Annotated in this window: 20 protein-coding genes and 1 pseudogene; 14 read left to right on the top strand and 7 right to left on the bottom strand. The window is 63.0% G+C overall.

Annotated features, from left to right (window positions below):
- Window positions 1-3 precede the first annotated feature (3 nt).
- The 6 genes from CUJ90_RS29105 (at window position 4) to CUJ90_RS29130 (ending at window position 6,402) form a co-directional block, all read left to right on the top strand.
- On the top strand, window positions 4-1,554 hold the full coding sequence (locus tag CUJ90_RS29105) for an efflux RND transporter periplasmic adaptor subunit (RefSeq protein ID WP_114164438.1): 1,551 nt from the start codon (window positions 4-6) through the stop codon (window positions 1,552-1,554).
- On the top strand, window positions 1,551-4,754 hold the full coding sequence (locus tag CUJ90_RS29110; RefSeq protein ID WP_114164439.1) for an efflux RND transporter permease subunit: 3,204 nt from the start codon (window positions 1,551-1,553) through the stop codon (window positions 4,752-4,754). The genes CUJ90_RS29105 and CUJ90_RS29110 overlap by 4 nt, the downstream gene beginning before the upstream one ends.
- On the top strand, window positions 4,751-5,086 hold the full coding sequence (locus CUJ90_RS29115) for a copper-binding protein (protein WP_114164440.1): 336 nt from the start codon (window positions 4,751-4,753) through the stop codon (window positions 5,084-5,086). Before CUJ90_RS29110 ends, CUJ90_RS29115 begins: the two co-directional genes overlap by 4 nt.
- 270 nt (window positions 5,087-5,356) lie before the next feature.
- Window positions 5,357-5,536, top strand: a complete 180-nt coding sequence (locus tag CUJ90_RS33480) for a hypothetical protein (protein WP_235004977.1) — start codon at window positions 5,357-5,359, stop codon at window positions 5,534-5,536.
- A gap of 132 nt (window positions 5,537-5,668) precedes the next feature.
- A complete protein-coding gene (locus CUJ90_RS29125; protein WP_073431728.1) occupies window positions 5,669-5,983 on the top strand; it encodes a hypothetical protein in 315 nt (104 codons plus the stop codon).
- Between the two features lie 101 nt (window positions 5,984-6,084).
- Window positions 6,085-6,402, top strand: a complete 318-nt coding sequence (locus tag CUJ90_RS29130) for a P-II family nitrogen regulator (protein ID WP_114164441.1) — start codon at window positions 6,085-6,087, stop codon at window positions 6,400-6,402.
- Between the two features lie 58 nt (window positions 6,403-6,460).
- On the opposite strand, the gene CUJ90_RS29135 is transcribed toward CUJ90_RS29130, so the two are convergent.
- The 5 genes from CUJ90_RS29135 to CUJ90_RS29155 all read right to left on the bottom strand — a co-directional run bounded on the left by CUJ90_RS29135 (window position 6,461) and on the right by CUJ90_RS29155 (window position 10,468).
- On the bottom strand, window positions 6,461-8,704 hold the full coding sequence (locus tag CUJ90_RS29135; protein WP_114164442.1) for a copper-transporting P-type ATPase: 2,244 nt from the start codon (window positions 8,702-8,704) through the stop codon (window positions 6,461-6,463).
- A 133-nt stretch (window positions 8,705-8,837) separates the two neighbouring features.
- Window positions 8,838-9,089 carry a DUF2933 domain-containing protein gene (locus tag CUJ90_RS29140; RefSeq protein WP_114164443.1) on the bottom strand — a complete coding sequence of 84 codons (252 nt, stop codon included), beginning with the start codon at window positions 9,087-9,089 and terminating at the stop codon, window positions 8,838-8,840.
- A gap of 24 nt (window positions 9,090-9,113) precedes the next feature.
- A complete protein-coding gene (locus tag CUJ90_RS33485) occupies window positions 9,114-9,548 on the bottom strand; it encodes an EMC3/TMCO1 family protein (RefSeq protein WP_244220063.1) in 435 nt (144 codons plus the stop codon).
- Window positions 9,549-9,720: 172 nt separating this feature from the next.
- Window positions 9,721-10,056 (bottom strand): hypothetical protein, encoded by a 336-nt coding sequence (locus tag CUJ90_RS29150; protein WP_073431731.1) that lies wholly within the window; start codon window positions 10,054-10,056, stop codon window positions 9,721-9,723.
- 55 nt (window positions 10,057-10,111) lie between these two features.
- Window positions 10,112-10,468, bottom strand: coding sequence for a DUF4148 domain-containing protein (locus CUJ90_RS29155; RefSeq protein ID WP_114164444.1), 357 nt, complete (start codon window positions 10,466-10,468; stop codon window positions 10,112-10,114).
- Between the two features lie 468 nt (window positions 10,469-10,936).
- Between CUJ90_RS29155 and CUJ90_RS29160 the strand changes: the two genes are divergently transcribed.
- From CUJ90_RS29160 to CUJ90_RS33785, 4 genes are all read left to right on the top strand, one after another.
- Entirely contained in the window at window positions 10,937-11,323 is a 387-nt protein-coding gene (locus CUJ90_RS29160; protein WP_073431733.1) for a response regulator transcription factor, read from the top strand.
- 220 nt (window positions 11,324-11,543) lie between these two features.
- Window positions 11,544-13,745, top strand: a complete 2,202-nt coding sequence (locus tag CUJ90_RS29165; RefSeq protein WP_114164732.1) for a PAS domain-containing sensor histidine kinase — start codon at window positions 11,544-11,546, stop codon at window positions 13,743-13,745.
- Window positions 13,735-14,409 carry a response regulator transcription factor gene (locus CUJ90_RS29170; RefSeq protein WP_073431734.1) on the top strand — a complete coding sequence of 225 codons (675 nt, stop codon included), beginning with the start codon at window positions 13,735-13,737 and terminating at the stop codon, window positions 14,407-14,409. The genes CUJ90_RS29165 and CUJ90_RS29170 overlap by 11 nt, the downstream gene beginning before the upstream one ends.
- 302 nt (window positions 14,410-14,711) lie before the next feature.
- The gene (locus tag CUJ90_RS33785) at window positions 14,712-14,966 is read left to right on the top strand and encodes a hypothetical protein (protein ID WP_412534873.1); all 255 of its coding nucleotides are present in this window, start codon (window positions 14,712-14,714) and stop codon (window positions 14,964-14,966) included.
- Window positions 14,967-15,049: 83 nt separating this feature from the next.
- On the opposite strand, the pseudogene CUJ90_RS29180 reads toward CUJ90_RS33785, so the two are convergent.
- A pseudogene (locus CUJ90_RS29180) lies at window positions 15,050-16,377 on the bottom strand (type II toxin-antitoxin system HipA family toxin).
- Between the two features lie 3 nt (window positions 16,378-16,380).
- The gene (locus CUJ90_RS29185; protein ID WP_073431735.1) at window positions 16,381-16,833 is read right to left on the bottom strand and encodes a helix-turn-helix transcriptional regulator; all 453 of its coding nucleotides are present in this window, start codon (window positions 16,831-16,833) and stop codon (window positions 16,381-16,383) included.
- A 317-nt stretch (window positions 16,834-17,150) separates the two neighbouring features.
- Between CUJ90_RS29185 and CUJ90_RS29190 the strand changes: the two genes are divergently transcribed.
- The 4 genes from CUJ90_RS29190 to CUJ90_RS29205 all read left to right on the top strand — a co-directional run bounded on the left by CUJ90_RS29190 (window position 17,151) and on the right by CUJ90_RS29205 (window position 21,964).
- Complete coding sequence (locus tag CUJ90_RS29190) at window positions 17,151-18,176, top strand: hypothetical protein (RefSeq protein ID WP_143326506.1); 1,026 nt, start codon at window positions 17,151-17,153, stop codon at window positions 18,174-18,176.
- 452 nt (window positions 18,177-18,628) lie between these two features.
- Window positions 18,629-18,952 carry a site-specific integrase gene (locus CUJ90_RS33490; protein WP_244220064.1) on the top strand — a complete coding sequence of 108 codons (324 nt, stop codon included), beginning with the start codon at window positions 18,629-18,631 and terminating at the stop codon, window positions 18,950-18,952.
- Between the two features lie 587 nt (window positions 18,953-19,539).
- Complete coding sequence (locus CUJ90_RS29200) at window positions 19,540-20,691, top strand: IS110 family RNA-guided transposase (protein ID WP_114164445.1); 1,152 nt, start codon at window positions 19,540-19,542, stop codon at window positions 20,689-20,691.
- Between the two features lie 466 nt (window positions 20,692-21,157).
- Window positions 21,158-21,964, top strand: coding sequence for an IS5 family transposase (locus CUJ90_RS29205; RefSeq protein ID WP_114164446.1), 807 nt, complete (start codon window positions 21,158-21,160; stop codon window positions 21,962-21,964).
- Window positions 21,965-22,018: the final 54 nt, after the last annotated feature.

Here is a 22,018-nt window from a genome sequence, read left to right on the forward strand (position 1 = left end):
ACCATGCAAACGAAACCACTGGCGCGCGCGGTTCTGATGACGTTCATCGCCGCGGCGCTGTTAGGCGCGGGCTATCTCGCCGGCACGCGGCGCGCGCCGGCGACGGGCTCCGGCGCATCGGCGGCATCCGCCTCTGCCTCTGCCTCTGCCTCTGCCTCCGCAAACACGATCGACCCGAAGACGGGCCGCAAGGTTCTGTACTGGCACGACCCGATGGTGCCGAACCAGCACTTCGACAAGCCGGGCAAGTCGCCATTCATGGACATGCAACTCCAGCCGGTCTACGCCGACGAAGGTGGCGCGAGCGGCATCAGGATCGACCCAGGCCTTCAGCAAAACCTCGGCATCCGCTACGCCACCGTGCGCCGGCACGAAACGATGGAAGGATTCGATGCCGTCGGCACGACGCAGTTCGACGAATCGCGCTCGGAGGTGGTGCAGTCGCGCGTGACGGGTTACATCGATCGTTTGCATGCCAGCGCACCGATGCAGCGGATCGCGAAGGGCGCACCGATTGCGTCGCTGTTCGTGCCCGACTGGCTCGCGCCGCAGGAAGAATATCTCGCGCTCAAGCGCGGCGGCATCGACAGCGGCATGCTCGAAGCGTCGCGCGCACGCATGCGTGCGCTGTCGATTCCCGATGGCGTCATCGCGGCTCTCGACCGGACGGGCAAGGCGCAGACGCATGTCGTGCTGTCGTCGCCGGAAACCGGCGTGCTGAGCGAACTGAACGTCAGGGACGGCGCGATGGTGACGCCAGGGCAAACGCTCGCCAAGGTCGCCGGTCTGTCGAAGCTCTGGCTCATCGTCGAAATTCCAGAAGCGCTTGCGCTGGGCGTGCGGCCAGGCATGACCGTCGATGCGACGTTTGCCGGAGACCCGGCCCGGCACTTCAACGGGCAGATTCGTGAAATCCTGCCCGGCATCAGCGCCACCAGCCGCACGCTGCAAGCGCGCCTCGAAATCGACAACGCCGCGCTCGAACTGACGCCCGGCATGCTGATGCGCGTGCGTGTGGGCGCACAGAAGCCGGTCTCGCGTCTGCTCGTTCCGGCCGAGGCGGTCATCACCACGGGCAAGCGCTCGGTCGTCATCGCGAGGAACGGCGATGGCCGCTTGCAGCCCGTTGCGGTCACGGTCGGCAACGACATCGGCAACGAAACCGAAGTATTGAGCGGCCTGAGCGACGGCGAGCAGGTCGTCGCGTCCGGTCAGTTCCTGATCGATTCCGAAGCCAGTCTGAAGTCGCTTTTGCCGCGGCTGGAGGGCGGCGCGGGCACGGCTCCCGGCGCTCCTGAGCCTGCGTCCGCAGCGGCAGCGGCACCAACCTACGAGACCACCGGCAAGGTCGAGAAAGTGACCGCCGAGGACATCACGTTCTCGCATCAACCCGTTCCGGGCCTGGGCTGGGGCGCGATGACGATGGCGTTCAACAAGCCTTCGCCCAATGCGTTTGCGAACGTGAAGGCGGGCGACATGGTGCATTTCGCGTTCAGGCAGTCGGATGACGGCTACCAGTTGACCAAGGTCGAACCGCTTGGAGGCGCCAAATGATTGCGCGCCTCATAAGATGGTCGATCCATAACCGCTTCCTCGTGCTGCTGGCGACGGTGCTCGTCACGGCGTGGGGCGTCTACTCGGTCACGCAAACGCCGCTCGATGCGCTGCCTGATCTCTCCGATACGCAGGTCATCATCAAGGCGTCGTATCCGGGCAAGGCGCCGCAAGTGATCGAGGACCAGGTCACGTATCCGCTCACCACCACGCTGCTCGGCGTGCCTGGGGCAAAAACCATCCGCGCGTATTCGTCGTTCGGCGATGCCTTCGTGTATGTGCTGTTCGACGACAAGACCGACCAGTACTGGGCGCGCTCGCGCGTGCTCGAGTACCTGAACCAGGTGCAAAGCCGTCTGCCCCAAGGGGCGACCGTCTCGCTTGGACCGGATGCGACCGGCGTCGGCTGGGTGTACGAATATGCGCTGGTCGACAGGACGGGACAGCACGACCTCGGACAACTGCGCGCGCTGAACGACTGGTTCCTGAAGTTCGAACTGAAGTCGGTGCCGGATGTTTCGGAGGTGGCGAGCATCGGCGGCATGGTGCGCCAGTATCAGGTCGTCCTCGACCCCGACAGGCTGCGGGCGTACGGCATCACCCAGACGATGGTGGCCGACGCGCTCGGCAAGGCGAATCAGGAATCGGGCGGCTCGGTGGTGGAAATGGCCGAGTCCGAATACATGGTCCGCTCGTCCGGCTACCTGCATACGCTCGACGATTTCCGCAACGTCGTGCTGCGCGCGAACGATGCCGGCACGCCGGTGCTGCTTGGCGACGTGGCGCGCATCCAGATCGGACCGGAGATGCGGCGCGGCATCGCGGAACTGAACGGTCAGGGCGAAGTAGCGGGCGGGGTGGTCGTGATGCGCTCCGGCAAGAATGCGCTGAAAACGATCGACGCGGTGAAGGCGAAACTGGCCGCACTGAAGCGCTCACTGCCGGCGGGCGTCGAAGTCGTGACGACCTACGACCGCTCCCAACTGATCGAACGCGCGGTGGCTAACCTGAAGGACAAGCTCATCGAGGAATTCATCATCGTCGGGCTCGTCTGCGCGGTGTTCCTGTTTCATCTGCGCAGCGCCTTCGTCGCCATTCTGTCGCTGCCGCTCGGCGTGCTGACCGCGTTCATCGTGATGAGCTATCAAGGGGTCAACGCGAACCTCATGTCGCTGGGCGGCATTGCGATCGCCATCGGCGCGATGATCGACGCGGCCATCGTGATGATCGAGAACGCCCACAAGCATCTCGAAGCGTACGACCACGACCACCCTGACAAGCCGATCACGACGGCACGGCGCTGGGAACTCATCGCCACTTCCGCAACGGAGGTCGGGCCGGCATTGTTCTTCTCGCTGCTCATCATCACGCTGTCGTTCATCCCCGTATTCTCGCTGGAAGGGCAGGAAGGCAAGCTGTTTTCGCCTCTGGCGTTCACCAAGACCTACACGATTGCGGCTGCGGCCGGTTTGTCGGTGACGCTGGTGCCGGTCCTCATGGGCTACCTGATCCGCGGCCGCATTCCGCACGAGAACGCCAATCCCATCAACCGCGTGCTGATCCGGCTGTACCGTCCGTGGCTGGAAGCGACGCTGCGCCGGCCGTGGATCGCGATCGGCATCGCCGTTCTCGCGCTGGTCATCACGCTTGTTCCTGTATCGCGGCTCGGCGGCGAGTTCATGCCGCCGCTCGACGAAGGCGACCTGCTCTACATGCCGACCGCGCTTCCCGGCATTTCAGCAGCGAAGGCGGGCGAACTCTTGCAGCAGACCGACCGGCTCATCAAGACGGTGCCCGAGGTCGCCACGGTGTTCGGCAAATCGGGACGCGCCGACACGGCCACCGACCCCGCGCCGCTGGAGATGTTCGAGACCACGATCCAGTTCAAGCCGCGCGACCAGTGGCGACCCGGCATGACGCCGGAGAAGCTCGTCGATGAACTGGACCGGACCGTCAAGGTGCCGGGGCTGTCGAACGTGTGGGTGCCGCCGATCCGCAATCGCCTGGACATGCTGTCGACCGGCATCAAGACGCCGGTGGGCGTGAAGATTTCAGGCAGCGAGTTGTCGCAAATCGACGGCATCGCGGCGCAGGTCGAGGCGGCGGTGAAGGACGTTCCCGGCGTGACATCCGCGTTGGCCGAACGCCTGAATGGCGGCCGCTACATCGACGTCGATATCGACCGGCTGGCGGCGGCCCGCTACGGGCTTGCCGTGGCGGATATCCAGTCGGTAGTTTCGTCGGCGGTAGGCGGTGACAAGGTCGGCGAAGTCATTGCGGGGCGGGAGCGCTTTCCGATCAACATCCGCTATCCGCGTGAAATCCGCGATTCGCTGGAGAAGCTGCGTGAGCTACCGGTCGTCACGGAGCGCGGCGCGCAGATCCGGCTCGGCGATGTCGCGCGTATCACGATTGCCGATGGCCCGCCGATGATCCGCAGCGAGAACGCCAGGCTCTCCGGTTACGTCTACGTCGATATCCGCAACACGGACCTGCAATCCGCCGTGAAGGCGATGCAGCGCGCCGTGGCGGAAAAAGTCGTGCTGCCGCCTGGCTACTCGATTGCGTGGTCCGGTCAGTTCGAGTATCTGGAGCGCGCGGCGGCGAAGCTGCGCACCGTCATTCCGGTGACGCTCGCCGTCATCTTCGTGCTGCTGTTTCTCACGTTCGATTCGGTGGCCGATGCGCTGCTGCTGATGTCGACGGTGCCGTTCGCGCTGGTCGGCGGTTTCTGGCTCATCTGGATTCTGGGGCATGCGGTATCCGTCGCGACCGCCGTCGGCTTCATCGCGCTCGCGGGCGTGGCGGCGGAATTCGGCGTGGTCATGCTGCTGTACCTGAAGGGCGCGCTGAACCGCAGGCTCGAAGCCGGCGAGCCGCTGAGCGAGGCGCTGCTGTTCGACGCGATCCGGGAAGGCGCCGTGTTGCGCGTGAGGCCGAAAGCCATGACGGTCGCGGTCGTGCTCGCGGGTCTCATACCCATCATGATCGGACACGGTGCCGGCTCGGAAGTGATGCAGCGCATCGCCGCGCCGATGGTCGGCGGCATGGTCACCGCGCCGCTGCTGTCGATGTTCGTGATTCCCGCCGCCTGGTTTCTGCTCCAGCGCCGTCGCGCGAGACAGGAATGTGATGCGCGGTCACACCATGCAACTTCCGGCATGAACGTGCCATCTACCCAAACTGGAGAGACTCAATGAAGACATTGATTATTGCATCCGTTGCTTTCGGAGCCATCGTTGCGGCGCCCGCGTTTGCTGAAGAAGGTATGGACATGTCCAAGCCGTCGACTTCGAAAACGTCATCCAACACTGCGCTCACCAATGCCGAAGTGATGAAGGTCGATCCGGCCACCGGCATGGTCACGCTAAAGCACGGAGCGCTGGAAAACGTCGGCATGCCGCCGATGACCATGGCCTTCAAGGCGAAAGATGCTGCAATGGTCAAGCAGGTTCACGAGGGCGACAAGGTCAAGGTCCGCGTCGAAAACGTTGACGGTACGCTGACCATCGTGAAACTGGAAAAGCATTGACGAGGTACTGATACGGCACTCGTCGAGCCAGCACGCAACAGGTCCGGCCGCGGACCGTAGCGATGCGCCGCGGCAGCGCCTATACTGGGATTCATGAAAGTGTGGGCCAAATTCGTCGCGTGCTTTCTGATTGCGTGGTTGCCGCTGCTCGGCTACCCGGCGCAGGCGGCATTGTGTCCGATGGCGGCGTCGGTGGCCGCGCATCAACAGAGGCAAGCTTCGCACGCATCCGACATGACTGCGTGCGAGCAACCTGCAAGGCATCACACCATGAATGCCCAAGCTGCGTGCCACGGCGGCATGGGCGGCCTCGCCTGCGGCGTGCCCGCCATACCGGCGAGGTACGCCGTTATCGTCGTACCTTCCGCGCCTGTCTACTGGGCTGTCGCCCGTACCTTCACGGAACAGTTCATCCCCGAACTGCCGGCACCTCCACCGCGCTTGCTGTAACTCCCTCGTCGGCAGGGACGAATGGTTCCGCACCGTGGCTCGCGCACGTCCGCCACGCACGAAACTAGCGTCGCGCCGCACGTTGGAGACTGCTTTCTCGGCGATACGATCGAACCGAATCCGGAGACTGACATGATCACGAAATTTATCCGAGCAGCGGCGCTGTCGGCGCTGCTGTCAATGACAGCCACTGTCGCCGTGTCGGCTGGTGGCGCGCGCAACGACGGAAGCTCGCCAGCGCAAACACGAGAACGCGGCGATTCCATGATGGGAATGGGAGGAATGGGAGGAATGGGCGGCGGCATGATGGGTAGCTGTCCAATGATGGGCGGCAATATGGGCATGGACCCCAAGACCGCGATGCGCATGCACGCCGACATGATGCGCGCGATGAGCGACATCATGCTCAAGTATGCCGATCAGGCCGGAGCGACCCCGTCGAAATAAGCGCTTCGGCATTCATCTTTTCTGACGGCATGACACGGCGGGTGCGACATGGGCGCTCGTCGCACCGTTTCTCGCTGTTTTCCTCGGTCATTGAGGGCAACATGGAACTGAAATGCGTTGTTGCAATTGTTCGGCCTGAAGTCCTCGAGGTGCTGGAGCGCCGGTTGGGCGCAGTACATGTTCATGGACTGACCATCACCCAGGTAAAAGGATTCGGCGCGCACCCGAACCCGTTCTCTAACGACTGGACAACCGGGCATATCAAGATCGGGGTCTTCACGCAGAGCGAAGCTGTCGATGCGCTGGTTCGGGAAATCCTGAACATTGCATACGGCACTGCGGGCGAAGACGGAATCGTCGCGGTCCTCCCGGTGGAGCGCTTTCTACGCGTGAGTACCGCGTCCGAGGCGGCTCCGTGAACCAGACGGCGGTGGATGCGGCGCATCGCCGCGCCGCCTTCGCCGGCAGGAGGCGCGGCTACGTGCGCGCCGCCCGCAAACGAAGCGCGTTGCCTATGACCGACACCGAGCTCAGCGCCATTGCCGCGCTCGCGATGATGGGGCTGAGCAGGATGCCGAGCCAGGGATACAGCACGCCTGCCGCGACAGGAATGCCAATGACGTTGTAGGCGAACGCGAAGAACAGGTTCTGCCGGATGTTCTTCATCGTTGCGACGCTCAGGGTGCGGGCTCGCGCGATACCGCGCAGGTCGCCTTTGACCAGCACGACGCGGGCGCTGTTCATCGCGACGTCCGTGCCGGTGCCCATCGCGATCCCGACATTGGCCTGAGCGAGTGCGGGCGCGTCGTTGACGCCGTCGCCCGCCATCGCGACCACGTGCCCTTGCTGCTGCAATTCCTGTACGTGCTTGTACTTGTCCTGCGGCAGAACGCCCGCTTTGACCCCGTCGAGCGACAGCGTTTTCGCCACCGCGTTGGCCGTTACCGGATTGTCGCCGGTCAGCATGATGATCCTGATGCCCGAGGCCTTCAGCAGTTGCACGGCCTCGGCTGTCGTGCCCTTGACCGGATCGGCCACGCCGATATAACCGGCGAGTCTGCCGTCCACGGCCAGATACATGATGGTTTGGCCCGCTTCGCGCAGCCGGTCCACGTCCGCGTTGACGGCCACGCAGTCGATCCTCGCATCGTCCATGAGCCCCGTGTTTCCCAGCAGGGCGGCGTGACCGTCGATCTTGCCGCTCACGCCTTTGCCGACGATCGCGTCGAACCCGTCGACCGGCTTCGTCGCCGCGTTGTTCTCCTGCGCCCGGGAGACGATGGCCTGCGCCAGGGGATGTTCGCTCGGTCCTTCGAGACTGGCCGCATAGCCGAGCACCGATGCCTCGGTGTGGTCCGCCAATGCGACGACCGTCTGAACACGAGGTTTGCCCTCGGTGAGCGTGCCGGTCTTGTCGACCACCAGCGTGTCGACTTTCTCCATCAGTTCGAGTGCTTCCGCGTCCTTGATGAGCACGCCTTCCTTCGCGCCGCGCCCGACTCCCACGATGATGGAGACGGGCGTCGCCAAACCGAGGGCGCAGGGGCACGCGATGATGAGCACGCTGATCGCGACGACGAGCGCGTTCGCGAGCGCGGGCGCTGGACCGATAACCGCCCAGACGACGAACGACACCGCGGCGATGCCGATGACCGCCAGCACGAACCAGCCCGACACCTGGTCAGCCAGTTTCTGAATCGGCGCGCGCGAGCGGCCGGCCTCGGCGACCATCTGGACGATTCTTGCAAGCAACGTGTCCGCGCCGACCTTTTCGGCGCGCATCAGAAACGTACCGGTCTGGTTGACCGTCGCGCCGGTCACCTTGCTGCCGGCCATTTTTTCCGAGGGGATGGATTCGCCGGTAATCATCGATTCGTCGACGCTCGAACGGCCTTCGGTGACGACGCCATCGACCGGAACCTTCGAGCCGGGCTTCACCCGCAACGTGTCGCCGATCGCGACGGCTTCCAGCGGCACGCTTTCTTCCGCGCCATTCGCGCCGACGCGAACCGCCGTGTGCGGCGCGAGGTTCAACAGATCCTTGATCGCGCTCGACGTGCGCGAGCGGGCGCGCAACTCCAGCACCTGCCCGAGCAGTATCAGCGTCACGATGACCGAGGCGGCCTCGAAGTACAGCGGCAATTCATGCCCGCGCCGGAACGCGTGAGGCAAGGCATCGGGGAAAAACAGCGCGAACACACTGAAGAAGTACGCAGCCGAGACGCCCAGCGCGATGAGACTGAACATGTTCAGTTGGCGCGTGCGGAACGATTTCGCGCCACGCTCCAGAAAGGGCCAGCCCGCCCACAGCACGACCGGTGTGGCGAGTACGGCCTGCACGCACTGCGACCAGGTCGCCGGCATCCAGTGGGGCAGGGCCAGCCAGTTGCCGGTCCGGTCGATAACCGCGCTCACGTCGTAGGACGTCAACATCGGCCCCATGGTCATCACGAGCAGCGGTATCGACAGCGCGAGCGCGACCCAGAACCGGCGCGTCATCGATTCGAGCTCGACGTTGCGTTCCTCGACCGCGAGCGGCGTGACGGGTTCGAGCGTCATTCCGCAGATAGGGCAATTGCCGGGGGCCGACGCGCGTATCTGCGGATGCATCGGACAGGTATAGACCACGCCAGGCGTGTTGCCGCTGTCGCCGCGATGGCGAGCCGGAAAGGCAGGGCGGCCGTGGACCGGCGCCGGCGCGTGAGCATGGGAATGCGACATGGAAAACCCTCCACTAGGAGTCAGCCGGCGTGCGCGGCATGAGCGTGGTGAACCTCGAGACAAAGCACGGCGTGCGCCGCGCGTCATCGCGCCGCGCGTCGCCGTGACAACGAGCCCCCAAAAGTTCTATCCGCTAGTGAGGGCGTTCATCGTTTCCCTGGTGGGGCTTCGCATGCTGCGTGCCACCCCCTGCGCCGTGATGCCCATGATGCATGAACAGATGCATCAGCGGACATGCGAGGAGGAGCACATAGGGCAGCGCACCCAGAAAATGCGCGCGATGCCCGGAAAACATGAAGAAAGCGGCCACCGCGCCGAAACCCACCAGGGCGATCGCGCCGCGCGACTTCCAGAGGGGCCGCGCCTGCTGAACGGGGATTGTCATGCCGGGCTCCTTATGCGCGCCGTATCACTTTGCGGCCGGCGGGTTCTCGATGGCCTCGCGGTCCATCATCATCTGCATCATGTCCATGCGCTTTTCCATCATGTCGTGCTGCGCGCTGCCCGAACCCATGTGTCCGTGATGGTCTTTCATGCCGTTCATCATCGCCATGCCCTGCTGCATGGCCTGCATCTGCTCATCCATCAGCTTCGCTCTTTCCTCGGGCGTGTTTGCCGCCATCATGCGCGCGTGCAGTTCCTGCATTTTCTTCATTTGCGCATCGGCGGCGCCGAGCGCCTTCGGCTTGGCGGCACTTGCGGCGCCTGACGCCGCCGTGCCGTGCGCGTGTTCGTCGACCGCGGGCGCGGCGCCGCTCGAGATTGCGGGGCCGAACGAAAGCGACAGGGCAATGAGCGACGCAGCGAGCCATGCGAGCGTCGGGGTTTTCCGCCGGCTGTTCATGATTCTCTCCAGGTTGTTGTTTTCCCTATCGTTGACTGTACTGGCGGGAACGTCGGCTCTGTTGATCTGGCGCAACGAAAAGGCATCCTGGACGGCTGGCTGACGGCTACCGATCTGGAGCGGGCAAAAAGTGGCGGCGTGGGATTGGCTGCGGCGATTTCCGCTGCATGCGTCAGGTCCAGTACTTCGAATCGGTGACGGACGTGCGGTAGCCGGGAACGAGGCGGGGCGGTCGGTGCGGCGAACCGGACGCGCCGAACCCGTTTTCAGATGCGTCGAGACGTGCCGCTCCCGATTGGGCAGAAGCTGACGGCTGAATTAACGAACGCGCTCCGTCCTCGATAACGCGTTCCATCGCGTTGTCCGCCGCAATGCGTTCCAGCGGTAATTCAGAGGCTTTGCCCACCGTCGTCAACACCTCGATGAAGCACGCCGACTGCGCCCCATAGCCTGCCGAGACCGCCAGCGCAACCATTGCGGCGAAATACAGTGTCCCGGCGGCTTTCATGGGCATCGGCCTGACATGCGGGCGTCGACCGAATGATGAACTTCGCACTTTGCCCTCAGCTGCCGAAGTACGGATTGCAGTAGCTCGCCGGGCCCACGCAGGACGATTGCATCGCCGTATGCGTGGGTGCCCGCTTGCCGGCCGCGGATTTGCCATGTTGCGTGACGCCGCCGTATCCCTGAGTACCCGATTGCTGTCCGTCTTGCGCGGCGATCTTTGCCTCGGCGGCCTGAATGTCGGCCGGATAGTTGATGTCGTTGGCCACCGACGGGTTATAGCCGGCCTGTTCCACGCGAACCAGATCGGCGCGTACTTCGGCACGCGTGATCGGCCCATTGGTTTGCGCGAAGCTCAGTGCGGGAGCGGCGAGTGCGCCGGTTGCGATAGCGAGGAAAAGTACGATCTTTTTCATGATGAAGCTCCTTGATGGATGAGAGAAGGCGGATCGTTGGTGAATCGTTTGCGAATCGTTTATCGAACCGCGATTGAAATGTAGTCCCGCAAGCAGCATCGAAATAGACATACATCGGTACGCCGGCCGGCCAACGGCCGGTGCGTTGGCTGAACCTTCGGATGAGCCATGCGCCGCGCGATAACCGGTCTGACGAACGGGTCTCGTGCCTGCGCATGAGCCACCCTGCTCCGAGGTCCGGTGCGTTCATATGAAGGTGTTATGCGCCCGGTGAGGCCTGCGGAGCGCGCTGCGCTCGCCGCGGCTTTCGCACCTATACGGAGGTATGAGCGATCCATTCGAACGTTTGGTGCCGCGCTTGCGTTCGTAGAATGGTTCGCGAGGCGTGCGGCGCGTATAGTCGAACCGGAGCGGGTGGCAGCCCATGTTGCACCGCCGTTTTTGCACTCAAGGCCGAGGACCCGTCGCTTGTACAACAATCCAATCGTTTCGATCATCGACGACGACGAGTCCGTCCGCGTTGCGACGTCGAGCCTGGTTCGTTCGCTTGGCTGGGACGTCCGGCTCTATGCGTCGGCGGAGCAGTTCCTCGCGTCCGACTCCATCGGCGCCGTGACCTGCATCATTTCCGATGTGCAGATGCCGGGTATTTCCGGGCTGGACATGTACCGCCGTCTCATCGAGCGGGGCGTGACGCTGCCGGTCATCTTCATCTCCGCTTTCGCGTCGGATGCGGTGCGCCGGCAGGCGCTCGACATCGGCGCGATGTGCGTGCTGAGCAAGCCCGTCGATGCGGCGGAGGTGTCGCGCCGTCTGGAAACGATCAGGGCGGGTGGTGACGGCATGCCGGCTTGAGGGCCACCGAAGCGCGCATGCGCGCGCATCGGCCAGCCATGTCTCCGATAGAATCAGAGCCGGATAAAAAAGGTCGACGTCCCGCATCCCGGACCGATATGCACGACCGGTCCCATGAAAGCAGGGACGCGCTGCTTACCAACAAACGCTTGTCTGGAACACCTATGCAAAATTCGTGTCCTTCCATCCGTATCTTCTCCGCGCGGCGCGCTCCCAGACCGTGAAATTCAACCAGGGCGCCGGCAGGCCGCTGCGAGACAACGCACGGGCGCTATACGCATGTGCGGCCGTGATCGGTCTTGCCGTTTTCGTTATCGACGCATTCACGCCGCTCGATATTGCAATCGCCGTGCTGTACGTGGTGGTCGTGCTGCTGGTGGCATCGACCGGATCGCGGCCGGCCGCGGTCGCCGCCGCATGGACCTGCGTGGTGCTCACGCTGTTCGCCTTCGTGCTGTCGCATGACGAACACTATTCGGGCGGCGCGGTGGCGCGTTGCGCGGTCAGTCTGCTCGCCATCGTCACCACCTCGGTGCTGGCGCTGCGCAACCAGGCCAACACGGCCACATTGCGCGAACAGCTTCAGTTGCTCGATCTCACGCACGACGCGATCGTCGCCTACGACATGAACGACCGCATCACGTTCTGGAATCAGGGCGCGGAGGAACTGTACGGCTGGACCGCGCAGCAGGCGCTCGGCCAGCCGATTCACGAACTGACGCAGACCCATGCGGCCATTTCCCTCGATGAGATCCGCGACGAAGTGCTCCGCGTCGGGCGCTGGCACGGCGAGCTCGAACGCGTGCGCAAGGACGGCGAGACCGTCGCCATTTCGAGCCGCTGGGCGCTATGGCGCGACCGCAACGGCAAGCCGCGCGCGATCCTCGCGACCAACAACGACATCACGTTGCGCAAGCGCATGGAAGCCGAACTGCGGCGCCAGCAGGAAGAACTGCGCGCGACCATCGACGCGATTCCGGGCATGGTATGGAGTTCGTCGCCGGACGGCCGGCTCAGCTACATCAACCGGCGCTGGAGCGAGTTCGGCGTGACGGTCGCCGAGGACGGCGGCGACATCTGGCGCTCGATCGTGCATCCCGACGATCTGCCCGCGACGGAGGCGGCATGGCAAAGCGCGGTCACGACCGGCGCCTCGTTCGAAAACGTCGCACGCATCAGGCGCCGCGACGGCGTCTACCGGTGGATGCACATTGGCGCGGAACCGTTGCGCGACGCCGCCGGCAAAATCTTGCGCTGGTACGGCGTGAATACCGACATCGAGGAGCGCAAGCGGGCCGAACAGGCGCTGGAACGCAGTGAAGCGTTTCTGTCGGACGCGCAGCGGCTTAGCCGCACGGGCAGCATCGCCACGCGTTTTCCGGGCGGCGAGATGTGGTGGTCCGAAGAGGCATACCGGATTTTCGATTATCCCGAGGACGCCAAACCCGGCATCGATCTAATCGTCGCGCGCGCGCATCCCGACGATCTCGCGCTCGCCCGCGAGGCCTACGAACAGGCGATGGCGGGCGAGCCGTATATCGACACCGGGCACCGTTTGCTGATGCCGGACGGCAGCGTCAAGCATGTTCACTACGTCGCGCATATCGCCGCGCCGCAGTCGGGCAATATCGAGTACGTGGGGGCGTTGATGGACGTCACCGAGCGCGTCGTCGCCCAGGAAGCCCTCGACCGTTCGACCGCCGAGCTTGCCCACACCACGCGCGTGACGATGCTGGGCGAGCTGGCGGCATCGATCGCGCACGAGGTGACGCAGCCGCTTGCCGCGATCGTCACGGCCGGCGACGCGGCGTCGCGCTGGCTCAACCGGCCGCAACCGGAACTGTGCGAAGCGGCGCAATCGATCGATCAGATGATTCGCGACGCGAAGCGCGCGACGGACATCATTCGCCAGATACGCGCGATGGCGCAAAAGCGCGATCCGAGCCATGCGGTATTCGACTTGAATGCTATCGCTAGGGAATCCGTCGAACTCGTGCGCCGCGAGCTGGATGGTGAACGCGTCGAAGTGGAAACCGCTTACGAACTGCCGGCCCTGGAGGTGTGCGCCGACCGCGTGCAACTGCAGCAGGTCATCATCAATCTCGTGCTGAACGGCGTGCAGGCGATGACGGGTGTCGCCGGGCGCGCGCGGCGTCTGCGCATTCGCACCCGGCGCTTCGACGGCCGGCATGCGCAGGTGATCGTCGAGGACTCCGGCACCGGCATTAGCGAGGAGAACCTCGGGCGCCTTTTCAACGCCTTCTTCACCACGAAGAAGGACGGCATGGGAATGGGGCTTTCGATCTGCCGGTCCATCGTGGAAATGCATGGCGGGCGGATCTGGGCCGAATCGAAGCAAGGCGAGGGTGCGGTGATGCAATTCATACTACCGCTCGATGGAGACACGTGTGATGGACGTTGAAAGCGCAAACGCCACGGGACAATCCATTGCTTATGTGGTCGATGACGACGATTCGATGCGAGCCGCGGTGAGCATGCTGCTGCGCTCGGTCGGCTTGCGCGTCGAAACGTTCGCGTCGGCCCAGGAGTTTCTGGCATTCGAGATGCCCGACGTGCCGAGTTGCCTGATCCTCGACGTGCGCCTGAAAGGGCAAAGCGGGCTTGCCGTGCAGGAGCAGATCGCGGCGGGGCATATTCACGTGCCGATCATCTTCATGACGGCGCATGGCGACATCGCGATGACCGTGAAGGCCATGAAGGCCGGCGCAATGGACTTTCTGGCCAAGCCGTTCCGCGATCAGGACATGCTGGACGCCGTGGCGAACGCGCTCGCGAAAGACGAAACGCGGCGCAATGCGGACCGCTCGGTGGCCGACCTGCGCCGCTGCTACGAACTGTTGACGCCGCGCGAGCGCGAGGTGATGGGATTCGTCGCGCGCGGCTTGATGAACAAGCAGATCGCCGCCGAAATGAATCTGAGCGAGATCACCGTGAAGATTCATCGAGGGCAGGCCATGAAGAAAATGGAGTCGCGCTCGCTCGCGGATTTCGTTCTGAAGGCGGAGGCGCTTGGCGTCAAGGCGCCGCAGGAGTCGGGAGTGGCGGCGCGCGTCTCGCGTAGCTGATCGATGGCGAGTGCTAGAACGTGACGAACTGGACGCGGCGGCGCCGCCGTCCACTCGCCCCAACATTCCGGTTCATTGCGTTGCAAGTCGGCGCCCGTTAATAACGGAACGAGCGAACGGAACCGAGCACTAGAAATCGGTGACAGTTCGACGCCCCGGTGCCGTTGCGAGCCGTCGGTTTCATAGCTATTCGTCGTGCTGTTGGTAAAGGCGACCGGCTGCTTGATCTGATAGACGGCGAGGACCGCGCCGTGACCTCGCAAAGCTCGAGCGGCTCCGCGCAGATCGTGTTGTAGTTCGATATGGATCGAGACGTCGACGGCGCGGCGCGCGACGTGCAGGCGGCGATCAACGCCGCGCGCGGTTCGTTGCCCACCACGCTCACGCAAACGCCGACCTACCGCAAGATGAACACGGGGGACGTTTATCTTCAAGGCGTGTATCAGCACGTGAGCGGCACCGGCGACAGCGGCATTCACGCGGTGATCAACGGCTTGAGCGCTTCCGATTCGAATCAGCAAGCCGCCGTTACGGTGGGTATGCGCGTCCGGTTCTGATCGCGGATACCCGTGGAGCCGGTGATGGTTTCACGGGTATCTATCGCGAGCATTTGCATGACGGCATTGCCGCGGGCTGATTCTTACTGTGCCGCGAGCTTCGCGCTGTGTTGCCGCAGTCCATTAAAGATCCTGTCTGACACGTCCTTCGGGACAGCGGCCGGCAGCAGCGGCTCGACCTCGGCGACGACATCTTCCGTCATGTCGGTCAGGGTGGTGATCATCTCATCGACGTCGGCCGGCGCCAGCGTGACTCGTTGCCCTTGCGCTATCCAGTGACGACGTCGAATATCGTTGATCAGGTAATGCGCGTTCTCACCACGTACCGCCATTGCCAGTTTCGCCCGGCGCGGGGAAAGCAGGTTCGGTCCGTTTCCAATGATCGGATGCGCGGAGAGAACGTCATAGATTGGAGTGGCCTGATAGCGGTTGGACTTCAGGTGCGCAATGCTGAAATTTTTCGCGTGGCCGTCGATGGCTGCAAGCATCCAGAAAACGATTTGCGTCATGAAGAAATTACGTTGATCGATCGCGGACCGCTCTGAACCGGCCAGGACTTCCATGATCTTCTGTATGCCGGGTCCGCTATCCGATTCATATTTGGCTGCGGCGGGCGTTGCGGTGGCCTGGCACATGTCCTCCTGGGGAAGCCTCAGGATCCATGAGCCGTCGCTCGCATACCTGCGATCGAATCGCTCGACCACGAGTACTTTCTGGTCCTCAAACGTTGCAATGTCGCATCTGGCGATGGGCAAACCATACGCGGCGACGATTTTCGAGCACAGCCACTCGTTTTCCACCGATGTGCGCATGTCGGCGCGCATGTTTCCGACCAGTCCGAGGGGCAGCTTCAGGATATGCGTGGTCGGCGTGCTGCGTTCAGGGATAAACCACTGGTCGCCGTGCCATAGAAGGGCGGTCTTTTCCTGCGCGCCGGCGATGGACAGACGCAGATCGTCGATGGGCTCGTGTTGACCCAACGCAGGCGGGGCCGTTACCTCCCGCAGTAGCCGCGCGATTTCCGCCTCGTCGAGGCGGGCGCCCGCTGATCTTCTCCAGGTCCACCGGGGTTTCATCCGGAGGCAGCATCTGGATAGCGCCTACGCAGTCTCTTCCCAACTCGGCCAGCAACTCGAAGGGTGATGTGCCACCGGTTCTGTAGCGCGTTGCGATGCGCTCGCGGATAGCCCTGCTATCAGGCAGCAGGTTACCAGTCCGAAACGAGCTTGCCCCGGTAGGGTTGGTTACCGGCCGTGAAAGGTAGCGAGAGCGATAGGGGGCGCCCCTGTTCGTCTGCTATCCAATCTTCGAAGTAAGTGAGTTTCTCCCCGTCCCGAGTGGTCTCCCAGGTACCTACAGGCAACCCGTTCATCCACAGAGTCAGGCTTTTTCCTTGTGCGCGGCGGCCCATGTGTTACCAGTCCTCCCGCTTCCTGATGACAGCGGCGATTGGCGCCGCTCGCTTCCGTGTGACCGGCTTCGATGAGCCTTGCTCGCCACCGCGCGCGGATGTGGCGGCGGGTTTCCGGCTGCCAGCCGTCTTTGCTGCGCCGGTAGTCGCTCGTTTTTTTGCCACGCTCTGCTTCGCCGCGACTGGCGGCTTCGCTGTCCGCGGACGTTCGGGGACGCGGCTTTCGAGATTCGCCGACGCCAGCGCCTGGTTCAGAACGATATCGACCTTCAGCACCTTCAAAACATGAAATAACCGATCCATGCTCGCGGCTTCGGGCTTCGCCTCGAACTGGGCGTAGGTCTGCTGAGTGACACCCAAATGGCTGGCCATGCGCGCCTGCGTGAGTCCGGCGGCCTTGCGGAAGCCGACAAGAAGCGGCCGCAACTGGCGAGGGGTTTTGACGGGATAGTCCACGGGCGACCTCGGGTAGTGCGAGGAAAGAGGCGGTCTGCAACGGTCGGAACAGTATATCTCCTGTATCGGGCGAATACAAGTTTTGTACTGTAATTGGTAGATACAGGAGATATCTTGTTGAGATAGCTTCGGCGGTTGGAGGATAGCCGCCGACTCACGAAGTAGAGGCGATGCCGACCCGCCGCGCAGTGGGCTCGAAATGGCAACTGCCAGCCCCGATCGCTTTGCGCCCCTTCCTATTCAACCCGCATCAAATATTTGCGAACGTCGCTCCCTTTTCGCCAGCGCGGAAACCTTACGTTCTTGCAACGAGGACCATGAAGGCGTTCGACGCATTTCAGACGTCGCCTACGTTGAGAGAATCTCCGACCATGCGCGCCATCCGCTTTTTTCGCGGCAGTACAGCCGAGGCTTCCTCGACCAGGGACGCCAGCACACCACAGTCTCCCCAGACAGGTGGCAGGAAGGGCCTGTCTTTCCACTTTTCATTGCCGGGCCTGACGGGGCGCGGCGCGAAGTTGTCCGCATCTGCTGCGAAATCGTCGATGCCGCCTCGCGGTGTGCTCAAGCGCAAGCCGCTTCCCGAGAACGCGCTCGGCAAACTGATGCATGCCGAGCAGCCGACGAAACTCACCACCGAGTTTCTTCGTCGCGAGGAGCAGACGCATGCTCCCAAAAGCGTGACGTTCGCCGCTAAGGCGAGGGTCGTCGATGGAGCCGGCAAGCTTCGCAGGGTGGACTCCAAGCGGTTGGACACACACAAGGTGGTGGAGGAGCGATCGCCCGAATTGACACGCAGCAACACCGCGCGACGGCAGAGCGCGCAGCATGTCGCGCAAAATCTCTCCGAGCTCATCGAAAGCCATCCTGAGGGGACCTTCGACGCCACCATTCAGCAAGACCTCTTGCCTCATGAAGCGCTCGAAGGCGCGGACCTCGACCATCTCGATCACGCGGACGTGGTCCACGAATTGGGAGAGCTTCAGAGAAGGCAGAATCAGGGTCTGCTGCGCCAGATCGCCTTGAGTCTGAAGACACTCGCAGCCACGTCCGCCGATGAGGTGAGAGAAATCCTTCCCGCCATCGTGCGGAATACGCACGTGCACGAGGCGCATGATCACGAAGCCGACGGAATCACCGAGGAAAAAGCATCTCCGGAAGAGACGATCCGGGCAGCGTTCGCCAGGCTCCCGGAGCGGCTGCGCGGAGAGGACGTGATCGAGATGTTCGAAAGCCTCGATGCGCCGCATCCTCGGCAGGTGATGGCCGCGCAGGCTCAGACTTACCTCGATACGATCGACGAGCGTCTTGCGGAACTCAACGCGAAAGGCGTTCAACGGTAGCGCATGCGCGAGTTTCATGGCGTTCTCCCCGACGGACAACCGCCGTGACGAACCAGATGATAGTTACTGTTCAGAAACACAACAAAGACAAGTAAGCAATTGTTTTTATTCAATAGTTTTAGTTTGGGAGGTCCAAAAATTGCGTTTTTACCCGCAATTTACCCGCGCTGAAGGATTGTGAGTCCGCGCGAGCCGCGGCAATTACGAACACTATCGACGTCGACGAACCTGTCAGACTGACGAGGCGCTCGAGCAGTACACGCAGCGGCCACGTTTGCAGCGGATGAGCATGCAGCCCATTTCGTCGAAAAGGCTTACGGGGAGGGCTTTCCGATGCGTGTTCAGTGGCGGTTCGATCGTTTCCGCGGGACTGTCGGGGCAGCGGAGTCTTCGTTATGGGCGCTCTACAACAGTGTTAACCTGCGCTGCCCGACGGCGAAACATCCGCATCCATGAAGGCCCTGAAGGCCCTGAAGGCCCTGAAGGCTCAGGACGGTCTCCCGGCACGCGCACTCGCGCTGCTGATTCCCACTGCGGGCAGAACGAATGAGGTAACCGGTGCAGTGCGCGGCGAATTCGACCTTGACGGGGCCACGTGGACGATTCCCGCAGAACGGATGAAGGCCGAACGTCCGCACCGGATTCTACTGTCCGCATCGGCCCTCTCGCTCATGCGCACGCTGCTTGATGAGGCTGACAGCGATCTGGTCTTTCCGGGCGCGAAGAAAGGCAAATCACTGTCCAACATGGCAGTGCTCGGCGTGCTTCGCGCATGAAACGAAACGACCTCACGGTGCATGGCTTTCGTTCGATCTTCCGCGACCGGGGGGGCGGAATGTACGACGTCCCCAAACGAAATAGCCGAGATGACGCTCGCTCATGCCGTGGATGACAAAAGTCGAGGCCGCGTATCGTCGGGGGACATGTTCCGGCGACGCAGACAGATGATGTGCGACTGGGCGCTGTACTGCGCGAGAAAGGCAAAAGCGGCCTGATGTTGTGTAGGCTCTCCGCTCGGATGGCGCGAAACGGTGCGGCAGGGTGCACAGGCCGTGCGTTCGCTTGCGGCTGGATTTCATCTGCATAGGCCCGATAGTTGCATCCCTACGAATCGCAAGGTCCTGCTCCCTGCCAGCATTGTGAGAGCAAGGTTTAACCGGTCGTCACTGGGTGCGGGAACCGCAGGGAATTCTGGGTACATCGTCTTCGGGCGATCAGTCCGGATTCCAGCAATTTTATTCCGCACAGCGCATTTGCGATGCCGTCAGCAAGAAGCTAGATGCTATGTGGGAGGGCAGCGACAGAAAGCCCGACTGGAGTAAAACGGGACTTGCACACTCGTTTTCTCCGAAGGAGCACGCAAATGGATACGCCTGACACAGCCCTCCGTGGGCAGAATACGACGGCAGGTGGCCGCCTGTACATGGCTTTTGAACTGGGCGAGAAGAACTGGAAGCTCTCACTGGGTGATGGCCAGCGCGCGCCCAGCCGCTGTACGGTCGCCGCCGGTGATACCACGGCGGTTCTCTCCGCCATCGCCAACGCCAGGGCGCGTTGCCATCTCGGCGCCGACGCATCCGTCTACAGCTGTTATGAAGCAGGCCGCGACGGTTTCTGGCTGCACCGCTGGCTGGCTGAACAGGGCATCGTCAATCTCGTGGTGGATTCGGCCAGCATCGAGGTGAACCGCCGTGCGCGTCGCGCCAAGACAGACCGGCTTGACAGCGACAAGCTGCTATCGATGCTCATGCGCTATTACGCGGGCGAGCGGCGCGTGTGGGCGGTCGCGCGCATCCCCACGCCTGAGCAGGAAGACGACCGGCGCCTGCACCGCGAGCTCGAACGCCTGCGTAAAGAGCAGACCGCGCACACCAACCGGATCCGTTCCCTGCTGGTACTGCACAACCTTCGGGTCCGGTCTGTCGGCGGCCGCATCTGGGCGCACTGGTGGACCCGTCAGCGCGAGCTGCTGGCGCCCGGTCTGCGCGCCGAGATCGAGCGCGAATGTGAGCGGCTCGCGCTGGTGCGCCAGCAGATCCGCCTGCTCGAAGTGCAGCAGGAGCGGCAGGTGCGCAGCGGCGCACATCCCGGCATGGTGCTGCTCGCCCAGCTTGCCGGCATCGGTGCAGGCAGCGCGTGGACGCTCGTCAGGGAACTGTTCGGCTGGCGGCAGTTTCGCAACCGCCGCGAAGTGGCCGGCTGTCTGGGCCTGACGCCCACGCCGTATGCCAGCGGCACCAGCGAGGTTGAACTCGGTATCAGCAAGGCGGGCAACCGGCGATGTCGCTGGCTGATGGTCGAACTCGCCTGGAGCTGGCTGCGCCTGCAGCCCGGCAGCCAGCTCAGCCACTGGTTCAACGAGCGCTTTGCCGGTACCGGCAAGCGGATGCGGCGCATCGGTATCGTCGCGCTCGCACGCCGTCTGGCGATCGCCCTGTGGCGTTATCTCGAGTACGGCGAGATCCCCGTCGGGGCGATACTCAAGCCGCGCGACGTCAACACCGTGAGGGCCTGAATGACTGAATGACATCGGATGCAGCAACAGTATGTAAAGGTCAACGCGCCCGGAACACGCTCGGGCTACCCATTGCGGGTGGCCGTTTCCCTAGATGGGGCGCGTCGGTAACAGGGTAGCTCCAGCGCTTCGCGCATGCGGCATGAGGTGACCGGCCTGTCAGGCCGGCACGGATAGAAGGTCGACCCGGCACTGACGGTCAACAGACACCCTGACCTGAATGACATTGACATGCCAGGCTGCAACAAGGTTTACGCGATGAGCGTCGGTACCGTCCTTTACGCAACGGTCTCTACGGCCAGCCTGCGTCTGGTCATGGTAGGTGACCGCGCAGGCTGGCCGTAGAGACCGGACAAGGAGGTTTACTTCGCATAACAGAATGTTTATCGTGAACCGGGGCTTGACTTTTACTTCCCCATAGAAGAGGGTGTTAGGCACTTTTTGTCAGACCTGGTATCCTGGCAGAATGAAAAAACGCAGGCCATACCCAACGGATGTATCGGATGAAGAGTGGTACTTCGCCGCTCCGTACCTGACCTTGATGAACAAGGACGCACCGCAGCGCCGCTACGAACTGCGCGAGATGTTCAACGCGCTGCGCTGGATCGTACGCGCGGGTGCACCGTGGCGTTTGTTGCCCAATGACTTTCCACCTTGGGAACTGGTCTACCAGCAGACGCAGCGCTGGATTCAGGCCGGCTGTTTCGAGGCCATGGTGAATGACCTGCGTTCGATCATCCGGATCGCGCAGGAGCGTCGTGGTCAACCCAGCGCGGTCATTCTCGACGGGCGGACCCTGCAGTCGACCTGCGAGAGTGGACCTCGCGCCGGTTACGACGGCTACAAACGCAAACGCGGCAGCAAGGTCCACATGGCGGTTGATACTTTGGGGCAATTGCTTGCTGTACATGTTACGCCGGCCAACGAACAGGAACGCGCGCAGGTCGGTGAACTGGCGCGTCAGGTTCAGCAGGCCACGGGCCAGACGGTCAAGGTGGCGTTCGCCGATCAGGGATATACCGGCGAAGAGCCTGCGCAGGCGGCACTCGATGAAGGAATCGAGCTTCAGGTAATCAAGCTGTCGGAGGCGAAAAAGGGCTTCGTGCTGTTGCCGCGTCGCTGGGTGGTCGAGCGCAGCTTCGGCTGGCTCAACCGCTTCCGTCGACTGGCCAGAGACTACGAGCGATTGCCCGAAACCCTGGCTGGTTTGCACTTCGTCGTCTTCTCCGTGCTTATGCTTATCCACTTTGCAGTCCTTAACAAAAGTGCCTAACACCCTCTTCTATGGGGAAGTAAAAGTCAAGCCCCGGTTCACGATAAACATTCT

Origin of the sequence: Paraburkholderia terricola (assembly GCF_003330825.1) — a bacterium.
GTDB classification, from domain to species: domain Bacteria; phylum Pseudomonadota; class Gammaproteobacteria; order Burkholderiales; family Burkholderiaceae; genus Paraburkholderia; species Paraburkholderia terricola.